This window comes from Pannus brasiliensis CCIBt3594 (assembly GCF_036688125.1).
Taxonomy (GTDB): Bacteria; Cyanobacteriota; Cyanobacteriia; order Cyanobacteriales; family Microcystaceae; genus Pannus; species Pannus brasiliensis.
Genome location: NZ_JBAFSM010000023.1, coordinates 66092 through 82095 on the forward strand (window position 1 = coordinate 66092; position 16004 = coordinate 82095).

General features: G+C 53.5%; 10 protein-coding genes. 9 read left to right on the plus strand and 1 reads right to left on the minus strand.

What is annotated here, in order from left to right; translation table 11 throughout:
• Positions 1 to 49: 49 nt before the first annotated feature.
• Positions 50 to 1480: a 15-cis-phytoene desaturase gene (gene pds, locus V0288_RS13295; RefSeq protein ID WP_332865593.1), complete on the minus strand. Its 1431-nt coding sequence runs from the start codon at positions 1478 to 1480 to the stop codon at positions 50 to 52.
• Positions 1481 to 2100: 620 nt separating this feature from the next.
• On the opposite strand from pds, the gene V0288_RS13300 reads away from it, so the two are divergent.
• From V0288_RS13300 to V0288_RS13340, 9 genes are all read left to right on the plus strand, one after another.
• Positions 2101 to 4887: a cation-translocating P-type ATPase gene (locus V0288_RS13300; protein WP_332865594.1), complete on the plus strand. Its 2787-nt coding sequence runs from the start codon at positions 2101 to 2103 to the stop codon at positions 4885 to 4887.
• 225 nt (positions 4888 to 5112) lie between these two features.
• On the plus strand, positions 5113 to 6906 hold the full coding sequence (locus V0288_RS13305) for an SLC13 family permease (protein WP_332865595.1): 1794 nt from the start codon (positions 5113 to 5115) through the stop codon (positions 6904 to 6906).
• Positions 6907 to 7285: 379 nt separating this feature from the next.
• The gene (locus tag V0288_RS13310; RefSeq protein ID WP_422661969.1) at positions 7286 to 8230 is read left to right on the plus strand and encodes a LysR family transcriptional regulator; all 945 of its coding nucleotides are present in this window, start codon (positions 7286 to 7288) and stop codon (positions 8228 to 8230) included.
• Between the two features lie 501 nt (positions 8231 to 8731).
• Positions 8732 to 10906 carry a cation:proton antiporter gene (locus tag V0288_RS13315; protein ID WP_332865596.1) on the plus strand — a complete coding sequence of 725 codons (2175 nt, stop codon included), beginning with the start codon at positions 8732 to 8734 and terminating at the stop codon, positions 10904 to 10906.
• On the plus strand, positions 10887 to 11321 hold the full coding sequence (locus V0288_RS13320; protein ID WP_332865597.1) for a hypothetical protein: 435 nt from the start codon (positions 10887 to 10889) through the stop codon (positions 11319 to 11321). Before V0288_RS13315 ends, V0288_RS13320 begins: the two co-directional genes overlap by 20 nt.
• 140 nt (positions 11322 to 11461) lie before the next feature.
• Positions 11462 to 13105, plus strand: coding sequence for a GTPase HflX (gene hflX, locus V0288_RS13325; RefSeq protein ID WP_332865598.1), 1644 nt, complete (start codon positions 11462 to 11464; stop codon positions 13103 to 13105).
• 144 nt (positions 13106 to 13249) lie between these two features.
• Positions 13250 to 13711 (plus strand): hypothetical protein, encoded by a 462-nt coding sequence (locus V0288_RS13330; RefSeq protein ID WP_332865599.1) that lies wholly within the window; start codon positions 13250 to 13252, stop codon positions 13709 to 13711.
• 62 nt (positions 13712 to 13773) lie between these two features.
• On the plus strand, positions 13774 to 14718 hold the full coding sequence (locus V0288_RS13335) for a tetratricopeptide repeat protein (RefSeq protein ID WP_332865600.1): 945 nt from the start codon (positions 13774 to 13776) through the stop codon (positions 14716 to 14718).
• 285 nt (positions 14719 to 15003) lie between these two features.
• Positions 15004 to 15801 carry an aminotransferase class IV gene (locus tag V0288_RS13340; RefSeq protein WP_422661970.1) on the plus strand — a complete coding sequence of 266 codons (798 nt, stop codon included), beginning with the start codon at positions 15004 to 15006 and terminating at the stop codon, positions 15799 to 15801.
• Positions 15802 to 16004 lie beyond the last annotated feature (203 nt).

Consider the following 16004-nt stretch of genomic DNA (forward strand, 5'->3'; position numbering starts at 1 on the left):
GCATTGTCTCATTCAAGGCCATTTTCGTCATTAACCTAAAGCCGAAAGATTAACGGCCGAGGGAGACGGGTTCGGATACCGTCGTCGGGGAGGATTCGACGGTGACGGGATGATCTTCGGCGATCGCCCGCGCGGCCAATTTGCCCGATAAGACCGCTCCTTCCATACTGCCTAAATATCTTTGCATGGTATAGCACCCCGCGAGATAGAAATTCTCGATCGGCGTTTTTTGCGAGGGACGGTAAGCCTGTCGGCCCGGTGTCGCTTTATACACCGATCGGGGGGTTTTCACCACATGATATTTGAGCAATTTGGCGGGATTTTCCCCGGTAAAGTGGTCGGGGAAGAGTTTTTCTATCTCGGCCATCGTGGCGGCGATAATTTCCTCGTCGGATTTGGTGATCCAATCTTTCGCCGGCGCGAGGACGAGTTCCAGCATCGATCGATCGGGATCGGCGTACTCCTTACAGGTGTTGCTCATGTCGGCGTAGACACTGAGCAGGGGAGAGCGGGAGAACAACAGATGATCGATGTCCGTGAGTTTGCGATCGAACCACAGATGCAGGTTAATCACCGGAACGCCTTCCAATCCGTCTAATTTCTGGAAAAACGGATTCTCGCGCCAGGGAGCGGGTAACATCACCTTCAGGGGATCGACCGGCATGGCGGACACGTAGAGATCCGCGTTAAACAGGTAATCCTCCGCGCCATCGAGTCCCCGCAGGAGGAAACCCTTCACCGTTCCGTCCTCGTTCAGCAAAATCTCTTTTAACGGCGCGTTTAGACGAACCTCGCCGCCTCTTTCCGTGATGTAATCCACGAGGGGCTGGCAGAGGCGTTCCGTGGGTGAACCGTCGAGAAAAGCCATTTTCGAGCCGTTTTTCTCCTGTAGGAAGCGATTTAACGCGGTCAGGAGGATTGTAGCGGAAATTTCATCGGGATCGATAAAATTTAACGCTTTGGACATAGCGATAAATACTTCCTTCTCTACCCGCGGAGGGATATTCTGCTTTTTCAGCCACTCCGACCAGGAATATTTATCCATCTCCTCGACGTAACTCTGTCCCCGGAGCATGGCGGGAATCAGTCCGATCCCGAACTTGATTTTCTCCTCCCACGTCAACATATCGTTATTGCGGAGAATCGCCACCACACCGTTCACGGGAGCGGGAATATCGGGAAAATCGAACCGGGAATAGGTTCCGGGAGCGTCCGGCTGATTGAAGATCATGGAGTGTTCCTTCCACTGAAGGCGATCTTCAATGCCGAGTTCCTTGAACAGTTGAAGCATATTCGGGTACGCGCCGAAGAAAATATGTAACCCGGTCTCGTACCAATCTCCGTCCTCGTCTTTCCAGGCGGCGATTTTACCGCCCAGCACGTCCCGACGTTCCAGGACGATCGGGGTGTGTCCCGCATCGACGAGGTATTTCGCGCAGGATAATCCGGCTAGTCCAGCACCAGCGATCGCGACTCGCATCGTTTCCTATCCACTTACTAAAGTCTGGTCTCTATCACTTCCCGTTATTATACTTTGCAATTCGTTACATTTTTTTTAGGTTTCGCGGAAGTGGGGAAATTTTCACGGGAGAGCTTTTAGCGATCGGACAAGGCGGGAGGCAAGAAGCGGGAGACAGGAGGGAAGATTCGGACTCCCGCCCCCCATTTTTCCCTCTGAAACGGGAGACCTGTACCCGATCGGCTTCTTCGCGATCTGGTGCCACGCGCTAGACGGAAGGCGATCGGCAAAAGTAAGCCGTGAGTCGGTTTCCCGCTCTCGGAATTGTTTTCACCCGACCTCGCGGCGCGATAACGGGGAAACCGAGCCACTTCGCGGGAGCGATCGGGTAACGAGCGAGGTCTCTTGTTCCTAACCAAAATTTTTCCGCTTCCCTCCTCTACCACTCTCGCGATCGATCTCGCCGATTCGTTATATTGTTTTCAGATTTATCGGACAATAGGAAACGTTCCCGATCGCCGATGGCTTTCTCGCCCCGCGGGTTCTGGACGAAAGGGGCGCGATCCTCGTATCGTGAAGGTAATTATCCAAACCTCCCGTCCGTCTGTAGACTTTCCTAATTATAACCTGACTCGACAGCTATGACCTTCCCCACGACTTCTAACCCAGTTCCCGATATAAAGAACGATCTTCCCTGGCATCATCTGACGGTAACACAAACCCTCGAATCCCTGGGAACCGACGAGGATAGAGGATTATCGGAGGCGGAGATCCGCCGGAGGCAGGAAGTTTTCGGGCCGAACGAACTCAAAGAGATGGGGGGACGTAGCCCGCTCGTGATTTTATGGGAACAGTTCACCAACATCATGCTGGTGATGCTGATCGCCGTGGCGATCGTTTCCGCCGTTCTGGATCTCAAGAAAGGTGATTTTCCCAAAGACGCGATCGCTATCTTCACGATCGTCATTCTCAACGGGATTTTAGGCTATTTACAGGAAAGTCGGGCCGAACAAGCCCTCGCCGCCCTGAAAAAGCTCTCCTCGCCGAAAGTTAGAGTCATTCGCAACGGGACAACGTTCGAGGTGGACGCGAAAGAACTGGTTCCGGGGGATATTGCCCTATTAGAAGCCGGGGTACAGATCGCCGCCGACGGTCGTTTACTGGAAGCGCAAAACCTCCAGATCCGAGAGGCCGCGCTGACGGGAGAAGCGGAGGCGGTGATTAAACAGGCCGGGGCCACCTTACCGGAAGATGCCTCGTTGGGCGATCGCGTTAACCTCGTCTATCAGGGAACGGAAGTGGTTCAGGGACGGGGCAAGGTCGCGATCACCAAAACCGGTATGGACACCGAGATCGGCAAGATCGCCGCGATGTTACAGTCGGTGGAAACGGAACCCACCCCCCTGCAACAACGGATGTCCCAACTGGGGAACGTGTTGGTGATGAGTTCCCTCGGTCTGGTGGCGCTGGTGGTACTCGGCGGCGTGATCCGATCGGGCTGGCAGTATTTCGAGGAATTGTTAGAAGTTTCCCTGAGTATGGCGGTGGCGGTGGTTCCGGAAGGTTTACCCGCGGTGGTGACGGTGACGCTGGCGATCGGAACCCAGCGCATGGTACGCCGCCAGGCTTTAATCCGCAAACTCCCGGCGGTAGAAACCCTGGGGAGCGTGACGACGATCTGTTCCGATAAAACGGGAACGCTGACCCAGAATAAAATGGTCGTGCAGAAAGTGAACACGGCCGATCGCTCGATCGCCGTCACGGGAGAGGGCTACGCCCCGATCGGCGAGTTCGACGGCGCGCCGGAAAGCGATCCCGAACTCCAGGGGGTACTGACCGCCTGCGTTCTCTGTAACGACGCGCTCTTACAGGAAAAATCGGGAGAATGGGTCATTTTAGGCGATCCCACCGAGGGCGCGTTACTGACGCTCGCGGGCAAAGGGGGACTCTACCGGGAAGCGCTAGACCCGAAAAGTCCCCGGATGGGCGAATTTCCCTTTTCCTCGGAACGGAAGAGGATGTCGGTCATCTGCGAGAATAACGAGGCTTTAGAACTGGGCGACGCTCCCTATCTGATGTTTACCAAGGGATCGCCGGAATTGATCCTCGAACGTTGCTCGCGGGTTCGGATCGGGGCGGACAATCAACCGCTGACCGGCGAACAGAGAGGCCGGATCTTGGCCAAAAATGACGAAATGGCGGGAAACGGTTTACGGGTACTCGGTTTCGCCTATAAACCACTGATGGAAATACCGCCCGCGGAAACCGAGGATAGCGAGGAACAGGGGCTAACCTGGTTGGGATTGGTGGGAATGCTGGACGCGCCCCGAAAAGAGGTCAAAGGAGCCGTGGCGCGCTGTCGGGAAGCCGGTATCCGACCGATCATGATCACCGGGGATCACCAGTTAACGGCGCGAGCGATCGCCGCCGAATTGGGGATCGCCGACGCGGGCGATCGGGCGGTCACGGGTCGGGAACTGGAAAAAATGAGCCAGGAAGACCTAGAGAACGAGGTCGATGACGTGAGCGTGTACGCCCGCGTTTCCCCCGAACATAAGCTGAGAATCGTCCAAGCACTCCAGAAAAGAGGGAAATTCGTTGCCATGACCGGGGACGGGGTGAACGACGCGCCCGCGCTGAAACAGGCGGATATCGGGATCGCGATGGGCATCACGGGAACCGACGTGAGCAAAGAAGCCAGCGACATGATCCTCCTCGATGACAACTTCGCCACGATCGTCGCCGCCACCGAGGAGGGACGGGTGGTGTACAGTAATATCCGCCGCTTTATCAAATACATTCTCGGCAGTAACATCGGCGAGGTACTGACGATCGCCGCCGCGCCGTTACTCGGTTTGGGAGGGGTTCCCCTCTCTCCCCTCCAGATCCTCTGGATGAACCTCGTCACCGACGGTTTACCCGCGTTGGCGCTGGCGATGGAACCCGCGGAACCGAACGTGATGAAACGTCCCCCCTTCAGTCCGAGAGAGAGCATTTTCGCCCGCGGTCTGGGATGGTACATGATCCGTATCGGCGTGGTCTTCGCGATTTTGACGATTATCCTCATGGAGTGGGCTTATTTCCATACCGAGGCGGTTCAAGGGGGGGATCTGGTACGGGAACGCTGGAAAACGATGGTTTTCACCACCCTCTGTCTCGCCCAGATGGGTCACGCGCTCGCGGTGCGCTCCCACACACAGTTAACCGTTCAAATGAATCCTTTTTCCAACCCCTATATTCTCGGGGCGGTCATTCTCACCACCATTCTCCAGCTAATGCTGATCTACGTGCCGCACCTGCGAAACTTCTTCGGGACTCATATCCTGAGCGGACAGGAATTGCTCGTCTGTGTCGGGTTTAGCGCTTTAATGTTCCTCTGGATCGAGTTAGAAAAATTATTCATTCGCTGGTTCCTAACGAAAAAATAATTTTTCGGGAGTCGGGAGTCAGGAGTCAAAACTCGGTACGGGGGAATTGATCTCGAACGGGTTACGGTCTCCTGACTTTTTCCGTTTTGATCGATCGATCGAGCGATCGATCCTAAATTCCTGTAAATTGATCGAGATGTTAGATTTTACCTTCTAAATCCTGAATTCGCTTTACCCCGAAAGAATCTCGTTTCGGCCCCCCAATTATCGCGAGAGGTTCCCAGAATGCCGAAGATCGCCTTAATGCTCGTTGTCTTGGTTGTCGCGCTCGTCGCTTTCGTGGCCGAGTGGCTACCGGTGGATCTGACCGCGCTCTCGGTGGCGATCGTCCTGATTTTATTCGGTTTAGTCACTCCAGAGGAGGGAATCGCCGGGTTCAGTAACTCGGCCACGGTGACGGTGATGGCCATGTTCGTTCTCAGCGCGGGCATCACGAAAACCGGCGTGATCCAGGCGATGCGGGATCTGCTGATCCGGTGGGGGGGAAGGAAACCGAGCCGTCAGGTGTTTGTCTTGGGAGCCTTGATCGGGCCGATCAGCGCTTTTATCAATAACACGGCGGTGGTGGCCATATTTCTGCCGATCGTCGAGGATTGGTGTAAAAAACAGAAAATATCTCCCTCTAGATTGTTGATTCCCTTATCCTACTCCACGGTACTCGCCGGGATGATCACGGTGGTGGGAACTTCGACGAACATTCTCGCCAGCGGTATCTCGAAAAAATTGGGCTACGGCGAGTTTAGTCTGTTTCAGTTCACCGCGTTAGGTTTGGTGACGTTTTTCGTGGGGTTGGCGTATCTGGCGATCGCCGCGCCGCGGTTATTACCCGATCGAGTTTCTCCGAATGGCGATTTCCTCGATGACGGCTACGGATCGCGGGTGTACTTGAGCGAGGTGGTCATCGGCGTTCGATCGAACCTGATCGGTCAGACTCTCTCTCAAAGCGGACTCCAGCGAAAATTCGATTTCGACGTTCTCGAACTGATCCGCGATAAAGTCCATCTCCCCCAACCTCTCGCCGATAAAATTCTCAACGCGGGTGATATTCTCATCGTTCGCAGTAGTCGCGAGGAATTGTTAAAAATTAAAGACGAACGGGGTTTAGAAATTCTCGCCGACGTGAAATTCCAGGGCGAATCGATCGAGGAAACCCTGACCACCGGGGAGGAAAAAGTCGCCGAGGTGCTGATCCTCTCTAATTCCCGTCTCATCGGCACGACCCTCAAAGATTTAAAATTCCGCCAACGCTATAACGTTACCGTCCTCGCCATCCGTCGCGGTTCGGAACTACTCCAGGGACGTTTGGGTAAAATCCCGTTAAAATTCGGCGATCTCCTGCTCGTCCAAGGCCCCCGACAAAGTTTCGTCGGTCTTCAGACCACGCGGGAACTGTTGGTGTTAGAGGAGAAAAATATCGAGACCCTACGACAAAATAAAGGATGGATCGCCCTAGGGATCACTCTAGCGGTCATTATCGTCGCCGCTTTCAATGTTTTGCCCATTCTCGTGACCGCTTTAGTCGGGGTGGTTTTGATGGTGATCACCGGCTGTCTGAAACCGGGGGAAGTGTACGGGTCGATCCGGTGGGATATTATCTTTCTCCTCGCGGGATTGATCCCCTTGGGGACGGCGATGGATAATTCGGGAACCACGGAATGGTTAGCGGATAATCTGGTGGCGATCGGCGGTCATCTATCGGGATTCTGGATTCTGGTCTTTTTCTACCTGATCACTTCCGTTCTGACGGAAATTCTCTCGAATAACGCGGCCGCGGTTTTAATGATTCCCGTGGCCGTAGAAGTGGCGAAAACATTAGGGTTAAATCCCCTCGCTTTCATGTACGCGGTAACGTTCGCCGCGTCGAATAGTTATTTAACCCCGATCGGTTATCAGACGAATACAATGGTCTACGCGCCGGGAGGTTATAAATTCCTCGATTTCACGCGAGTCGGCGCGCCCTTAAATTTAATCCTAACCATTCTCACCCCGACGCTAATCGTTTGGTTTTACGGCTTGTAAGCCGTAAAACCCCTACAGTGACTAGAGAATTAAAATTGAGGGAATTCTTTTCACCGGAAAGACGATCGCTCCCGATCGGCTTCCGCGGAGACGGGAATTCGATCGCTCTTTCCGGCGCGATCGCTTTAGGCACGGCCCGAACCGATCGCTCCCCTCCATAGACAGAAAGCGATAATCTGCCTAGAGAAATCTCTCGATCGCCGCGTTTCCCGCCCTAGAATCCATCAGAGTTTTCGGTAGTATCTATAATAAAAATCTATGGTATTTTTAAAATCATAGATTATAATCTATTATAGAAACAACTCGTTACATCCGTTGCCAAGTCAAGCGACGAACGCTGGAAAACGATAACTAGAGCGAGAAAAGCGAGGATTCGATCGTGTTGTCAGCAACGTTACATCAATTAGTCGTCTTCGAGGCCACCGCGCGTCACGGCAGTTTTACCCACGCGGCCGCGGAACTGGACATTACCCAACCCACCGTCTCCACCCAGATCAAACAGTTGACGAAAGCCGTCGGTCTGCCGCTATTCGAGCAGATCGGGAAACGGATCTATCTCACGGAAGCCGGGAGAGAGTTATTAACGGTCTGTCAACAGGTTTTCGAGCGATTGGACGTGTTCGAGATGGCCGTGGCCGAATTACAGGGCATGAAGCGCGGTAAACTGCGACTGGCTACCGTCACCACGGCCCAGTATTTTATCCCGAAGATTCTCGGTCGTTTCTGCGAGTCCTATCCGGACGTGGAGATCGCCCTAGAGATCACCAACCATCAAGAGATAGAAGAGCGAATGCTCGATAACGAGGACGATCTCTATATTTTGAGCGACGTGCCGACGGATATTCCCCTAGAAGTCGAGCCGTTTCTCGAAAATCCGCTCGTGGTCATCGCCCGGCGGGATCATCTGTTAGCGGGACAGAAAAACATCCCGATCGAGGCGATCGAGAACGAACCGTTTATCATGCGCGAGCCGGGATCGGGAACGCGCGAGACGATCCAACAATTCTTTCACCAACACGGGATCTCGGTTCCGGTTCGCCTGGAGATCGGCAATAACGAGGCGATCAAACAGGCGATCGCCGGGGGATTGGGAATATCCGTTCTCTCGCGACACGTTCTCAATCTGGAGAGAAGCGACGGGGAATTCACTATCCTCGACGTGCGACACTTCCCGATCCGACGACAGTGGTACGCCACCTATCCATCGAGCAAAAAACTCTCGGTGATCGCCCGAACCTTCCTCGATTACCTGATCGAGACCAGCCAAGATCGGGAAAATCACCTATTTCACTTTCCCCCGCGAGTCACCCCCCGCGCGAGTTAAATTCATTTTCTTTCTTCTAAGCCGTGGACTTCTCGTGGATGTTTCACGATCCCCCGCGCGTCTTCCCCCGCGCGGGTGAATTTTATTGTCTTTTTTTAGATAGTTGATTTTTGGTAGAATTCATTTTCAGTTCTATAAAAAATCAAAAAAATCAAGATTTATCCAATGATTTCGATTTTTTATGGAATTTTTCGGTATCGTATTCTTGATTCTTTCTCCAAACTCCCGTAGAATCGCTAAATGTAACGTCTCTACGTCTCCCGACCCCCGATCGACGAGCGGGAAATCGTGAATTTTTCGAGTAGGCATACTGTACCCCGACTTCGAGAACGGAGCGCCCTCCCCCGCGAATCTATTTTCGTATCTCGATATACCGAACGATCGCCCTGTAAATCTTAAAGAAATCTAAAAAAAATCCCTAGAAAAATCGCGCTCGGGAAAAAGAGCGGGTACACTAACGATCGAGTCATTCGTACCTATGGCTTTATTCGCGCTCCCCTCATGCACACGATCGTTCTCGTTTTAATTCAAGTTTTAATCGTAATCGGCTTATCGCGGGTGATGGGTTTGGCCTGCCGATCCATCAAACAACCCCTCGTGATCGGAGAGATTATCGCGGGGATTATGCTCGGCCCATCCCTGCTCGGCTCGATCGCTCCCGAGTTTTCTAGCGTTTTATTCCCCGCGGAAACCCTACCCTATTTAAATCTTCTCTCTCAAATCGGTCTGATTTTCTTTATGTTTTTAATCGGATTGGAACTCAATCCCGGTTATTTAAAAGGAAATTTAAATGTCGCGATTTTAACCTCTCACGTTAGTATTTTAGTCCCCTTCTCGCTGGGCAGTATCCTGGCGTTACTTCTCTATCCCCTCGTTTCTAATAACGCGGTTTCCTTTACCGCTTTCGCGTTATTTTTAGGGGCGGCGCTCTCGATTACCGCCTTTCCCGTTCTCGCCCGGATTATCACCGAGAATAACCTACAACGCACGAAACTGGGAACCCTCGCCCTCACCTGCGCCGCGGTGGATGACGTGACCGCCTGGTGCTTATTGGCACTGGCGATCGCCGTGACCCGTACCAATAGCATCACCGGCGCTTTCCCGACGATTATCGAGTCGATTCTCTACATCGTTTTCATGATGACGGTGGGGCGTTGGTTCCTGCAAAAACTAGCCCTTCACTACCAACGCAGTAATCGCTTAAACCAATTCTTACTGGCCGTCATCTATATAGCCGTGGTTGTTTCCTCGCTCATCACCGAAGCGATCGGTATCCATCTGATCTTCGGCGCGTTCCTGTTGGGCGCGGCCATGCCGAAACATCCCGGATTAGTGCGGGAACTGGCGGAAAAAACCGAGGATTTCGTCTTAATTTTTCTCCTTCCCGTTTTCTTCGCCTACAGCGGTCTGAAAACCCAGATCGGTCTTTTAAATAAACCCGAACTCTGGCTGTTGTGCGCGCTGGTGGTGTTCGTGGCGATCGCCGGCAAGTACGTGGGAACCTACGTCGCGGCGCGGGTGAGCGGTATCGGCAACCGGGAAGCCTCGGCGCTGGGATGGTTGATGAACACCCGCGGTCTAACCGAGTTGATCGTTTTAAATATCGGTTTAAGTTTCGGGGTGATCTCGCCGTTACTCTTCACGATGTTGGTGATCATGGCGCTGGTGACGACAATCATGACCTCGCCTTTACTGGAATGGACGTACCCGAAAGAGGCGATCCGCGAGGACACGATCGCCCCGAGAGCGACCGAAACGATTCCCGAAACGGTGAACTATCGCGTTCTCGTTCCCGTGGCCAACCCCAACAGCCGGGAGGGATTGTTAAATCTAGCGCTGGCCGTGGCGGGAAATCTGGACTCGATCGTGTATCCCCTGCGAATTATCGAGTTAGAGGAAGATTATCTCTTTGAAAGTACCCCGCAAGAGGCGGAGCGTTTACTAGAGAGACAGGAAAACTATCTCTATAAAATTATCGATACCCTCGAACCCGCGCGATTGCGATCGATCGTCCGTCCCCTCGCGCGGATCTCCAACGATGTCCCCAAAGCCACGACCGAGCTCGCGGCCACCTATCACGCGAATCTGGTTCTCGTCGGTTGGCATCGGCCCGCGTTTAGCGATAACCGTCTCGGGGGTCGGGTGGGAAAAATCCTCAATAGTTCGCCGGTGGACGTGGCCGTATTCGTCAATAAAGGGATCGATCGAATTTCCTCTCTCTTGGTCGCCCACGCGGAGAATATCCACGACGATCTCGCCCTCTCGATCGCCCTCCGTTTACTGATGAACGATCCCGATCGAACCCTAACCCTCCTACGTTTTCCCCACGAAGATCTCGACGAACACGAGATCGGTTTCGAGGTGAAAAATTTACTGAATCTCTTACCGCCGGAAGTTCAAGAGCGGGTGAATACGGTTTATCTGGAAAACGATCGCCCGATCGATCGGGTGATCGAAGCCTCGAAAACGGTAGATCTGACGATCGCCGGCACGAGTCGAACCTGGGGGATCGAGCGCCAGACCCTCGGTTCCTATACCGATAAACTCGCCCAAGATTGTCACTCTTCTTTATTGATCACCCGTCGTTACTCCCCCGTCAGTAGCCACCTTCAATCCCTGATCGATTTACGGGAGACCTCGGTATCGCGAGATAACTATGAATCACTTCAAGCTTAAATCCCTGATCTTTTACGGGACGACGATCGGTTTCGTCCTGCTGATTTTTAAAGCGGTCACGGTTTACGGGGAAACGCGTCTTTCCGCCGCCCCCCCGATCGCCGGAACCTACCGTCTCCTCCCCTCGAAAAACTCTCCCTGCCTCGGGAACAACCCTCGGTTAGCGATCGAGCAGTCGGGAATCTATCTACTCGGGACTCTATCGATCGAGGGACAACAAGTTCCCCTCGACGGCCGTTTTCGGGGGGAGAATTTTCGGCTACAAGGTCGTTCCTCTCCAGGAAAATCCTGCGGTGACGAGATTGTAATGGAAGCGATCGCGCGGGATAAAAAGATTAGCGGCACCTTACAGGACATTCCCGTTACTTTTGAAAAAGAATCGATCCCTACGGCAGATTCCTCTACCGGCCATTAAATCTGGACTTACCGGGAGGATTTCCGCTCCCCACCTCCCATTTCCCCGATCGCTCCCGCTAAAATGAGAAAATATCGTTACCGCGAGGAAAGCCTATCGATACCATCTTCGGCAATACCCAAGGTCTGAAAGCGAGCCAGATGAAACAGCTACAGAGGCTGTATCACGAGCGCCTGCCGATCGATACCCTGACGACTCCCGAATTCGCCCAACGGTTAGCGGCGATCAGTACCGAGATCCATCAACCCGTCTGCACCTACCTCAACCGTCGCGGCCAGATCATCCGGGTGGGCATCGGAACCCCCCGACAAACCCAGATCCCCCTTCTCGAACTACCCCGCTACGGTTCCGAACGTCTCTGCGGCATCCGGTGCATCGCCACGGAACTGAAATCGGCCCCCCCCAAAGAATCCAGCCTGACGGCGATGGCCTTGCAGAGATTGGACGCGCTGGTGCTGTTGACCCTGACCGGATCGGGGATGATCCGCAAAGGGGGAGGCGCGACCGGTTATATCGAGTCCGTCTATCTCGCCCATCTCTTACCACAAACGGGAGAAAATGTCAATGGCGAAACTCCCTGGACGGTCTCGCCGCCCCTCAGTCTCGACGCGCTGAGTAAACAGGACTTTATCGCCCTTGTAGAAGGTTTAGAGGCGGAATTTCAGCGGGAATTCACCGCCAAACAGGTAGATATCGACCACGATCGAGTGCTTTTGGTCGGCTTGATGACCGACGACATGGACGATCGCGGCTTCGAGGACGGATTAAGCGAGTTGGAGCGATTGGTCGATACCGCGGGGGGAGACGTGTTACAGGTAACGCGACAGAAGCGATCGCACCCCCACCCGCAAACGGTGATCGGTTCGGGAAAAGTGGAGGAAATCGCCCTACAGGTACAAACATCCGGCGCGAATCTGGTGGTTTTCAATCGCGATCTCTCCCCCGCGCAGATTCGCAACCTGGAGAATCAGATCGGGGTGAGAGTGGTCGATCGAACCGAGGTGATCCTCGATATTTTCGCCCAACGCGCTCGATCGAGAGCCGGAAAATTACAGGTAGAATTGGCGCAGTTAGAATACACCCTACCCCGTCTGACCGGTCGCGGACAAGCCATGTCGAGATTAGGCGGTGGAATCGGCACCAGAGGGCCGGGGGAAACGAAATTAGAAACAGAACGACGCACGATCCAGAAAAGGCTTTCACGGTTACAGCAGGAAGTCGATCAACTACAAGCCCATCGATCGAGACTCCGCAAACAACGACAGAAACAGGAAGTCCCCAGCGTGGCGATCGTCGGCTACACCAACGCGGGCAAATCGACCCTAATTAACGCGCTCACCGACGCGGAAGTGTACACCGCGGATCAACTATTCGCCACCCTCGATCCGACGACGCGACGATTGATCGTGGCCGATCCCGAGACCGGAGATTCGCGCGCGCTCCTATTAACCGATACGGTGGGTTTCATTCACGAATTACCCCCGTCTCTGGTGGACGCTTTCCGGGCAACGTTAGAGGAAGTTACGGAAGCGGACGCGTTATTACACGTCGTCGATCTCTCTCATCCCGCTTGGGAGGGACAAATTCGATCGGTACTGAAAATTCTCTCGGAAATGCCGATCGAGACCGGCCCCGCGCTCATGGTATTCAATAAACTCGATCGGGTCGAGAGTGAAACTTTAGCGATCGCCAAAGAGAAATACCCGAATGCGGTCTTCATCTCCGCGGCAGGTCGCGTGGGATTGGAAACCCTCAAACAGAAACTAATCGAGTTAATTTCTTGAACGCTTCCTCTCGATCAAGAAAAAATGCGATCTCGACAATTTACCAGTTCCTATCTCCCCGAGAACTCTTGTTTTCGCGGAAAGGTCGAATATCGATTTGATAAGATCGATAGCGTGTGTCAGGAGTGAAAAAAAACCGTAACCATGAAAAATATCCTACCGATCTTCGCCTTGTTAATCTCGGTGTCGGGAATCGCCGTATCCTTGGGACGAGAGGAAGTGAGATGCTACATCGGTCTAGAATCCGCGGCCTGTCCGAAAGCCACCACCCCCGAAACGAAACCCGAATCGATCGAATCTTCTAACAACCCCTCCCCCGCAACCGAATCCCCGCGAGAAGTACGAGAGGTAAAGAACTCCTCCCCCGTCCCGGAAACCAAGCGAACCGAAGAACCGAAACCCGCTAAATCCCCCGTAGATCCCCCCGCGGAACCCCAAGAAACCCCTCCCGAAAATACCACCCCGCCGGACACCCCTCTGGAAAATACCGTCGAAACCAAAGCGATCGAAAAAACCCCTCCCCTCGAACCTTCCCCAGAAGTCTCCCCCTCCCCCGAAAGCGTTCCCCTAGAAGTCATCCCCCCTCCCGAATCGTCGGCGAATTAACCCGCGCGAGTTTTACAGCCCGTCTTTTGACGGATCGGGATAGTTTTTTACAATAGAGGTAAATGCACATCTATCCTCTATTGTCAACCGTGCGGATTCAATTTCTCTCTCGCTCCCTTCCCTACCTAGCCACTTGCATTCTCGGGTTTTCTCTCCTCCTCGCCTTTCCCGATCGATCTCTCGCGACAACGAACCTCCCCGATCGATTCAACGCCGGGATCGTTCAACTCCAACAGGGCAACTATTCCGAAGCGCTAGAACACTTTACCGGGGCGATCGAACGCGGGATCAATCCCGGCGCCGCCTACGGAAATCGCTGTCTCACCCGAATTCATCTCCAGGATTACATCAACGCCTGGCAAGATTGCACCCGTTCCCTCCAACATCGATCGAGCGCCACCGTCTATTTCCACCGCGGTTTAGCCTTCTATCGTCTCGGAGAACACGATCGGGCCCTCGACGACTATAATCGCTCGATCGCCCTCCAACCCACCTACTACCCCGCGTATTACAATCGCGGACTCGTCCACTCCGCCCGAAAAAATCATTCCCTCGCCATCACCGATTTCAATCAATCCCTACGACAGATGACCGCGCCCGATCCCGTTTCCCTCGCCTCTATCTACACCGATCGGGCCGCCTCCTATCTCGCCCTCGGCAATCTTAACGCCGCTCGCGCCGATCTCGATCGGTCCCTACATCTCGATAAAAACTATCCTCCCACCTATTACCATCGCGCCTGTTTATCCCGGCGGTTACACCGTTTTCCCGAAGCGATCGACGACTTCAACCGCGCGTTAGCCCTCGATCCGCGACTGGCCGACGCGTACATCCAACGCGGTTTACTCCTCGATCGACTCGGTTATCCACGCTCGGCTTTAGAAGATTTACATCGGGGCGCCGATTATTTCCATCACCAAGGACATCGGGAAAATTATCGATCGGTCTTAACCCTCATCGAACGCGTTCGCGATCGTCTCTCCCGTCACGCCAACCTCATCGTATAACTGGAAAACTCCTTCTGTTCCGATTTCTCCCCGTTTATTTCTCGAAATCCGATTGAAAACTAGCCTCTTCTTTTTTTATTCCGCACTTTATAGACCTCTTGCACAATTCGTTCTCGGGGGTATAGAAACTTCAAAAACTGGAATTTTACAAGATAAATAGGTATTTATTGCGATTTTATCCGTAAAGTTCTTTATTATTCCTTGTGGCTTTTGACTCCTGACTCCTGACTCCTGACTCCTATCTCCCTAACCACACGAAAATTTTTGAATTCCGCAACAGGTCTTATGTACTGGTATAACGGCGCGCTCATCGGAGATAACCGAATTTTCCTAGACATTCACGACCCCGGTTTACTCTACGGGGCAACCGTGTTCACTACCGTCCGCGTCTACGCTCGCTCGCTCGATCACCCCCTAACCCATTGGCAAGATCACCTAGAACGCCTGCGATCGAGCTTACAAGCCTTCGATTGGCCCCTTCCCGACTGGAAGAGACTCCGAAACGGAGCGGAAACCCTCGCGCTTTCCTTCCCCGTCCTCAGAATCACCCTATTTCCCGATGCGAGAGAATGGATCGTCGGGCGATCTTTACCCGCCGATTTACAACAGATCCAACAGCAAGGAATCCTCGGCTGGGTAGCCGATAGTCCCCGGTACACCCGCGCGATCGCCGATAACAAAACCGGGAATTATCTCCCCGCTTGGTTAGCTGGACAGGAAGCTCGACAAAAAGGCGCGCGAGAAGCCATTCTCGTCGATCGCTCTGGGAACTGGCTAGAAACCGCCACTGGCAATCTCTGGGGATGGAAAGAAGATTGTTGGTACACTCCGGCCCTAGAGTCCGGGATTCTCCCCGGAATCGCCCGCGCCAAACTCCTCCACCGGTTACACGAACACTCGATCCCGGTACGCGAAAACCTCTGGACTCCCGACTTCATCGCGGGATTATCCGTCCTCGCCTACAGTAACAGCGTTGTCGAGATCGTACCGTTCGATCGGGTGCTGACCGATTCCTCGTCCCTGACGTTCGATCGCTCCGGTCGGGCGCTCGATCGAGTCCGAGAGTATTTCCAAACGGGCTAAAAAAAGATCGATCTCTAAAATCCTTACAGAGAGAGCGTTTCCATCGATCGAAAAAAACTTTTTCCAAAATTTTTTCGGGAAATCCCCCGCCACGACCGCCCTTAAAAGCTTGAAAGCCATACGTGGAGAGCTTTTCACTCCCTCGAAAAAAAACTTTCCTGAAAGGGTTGACAATCCTTGGCAGATTCGATACATTGGTAAAT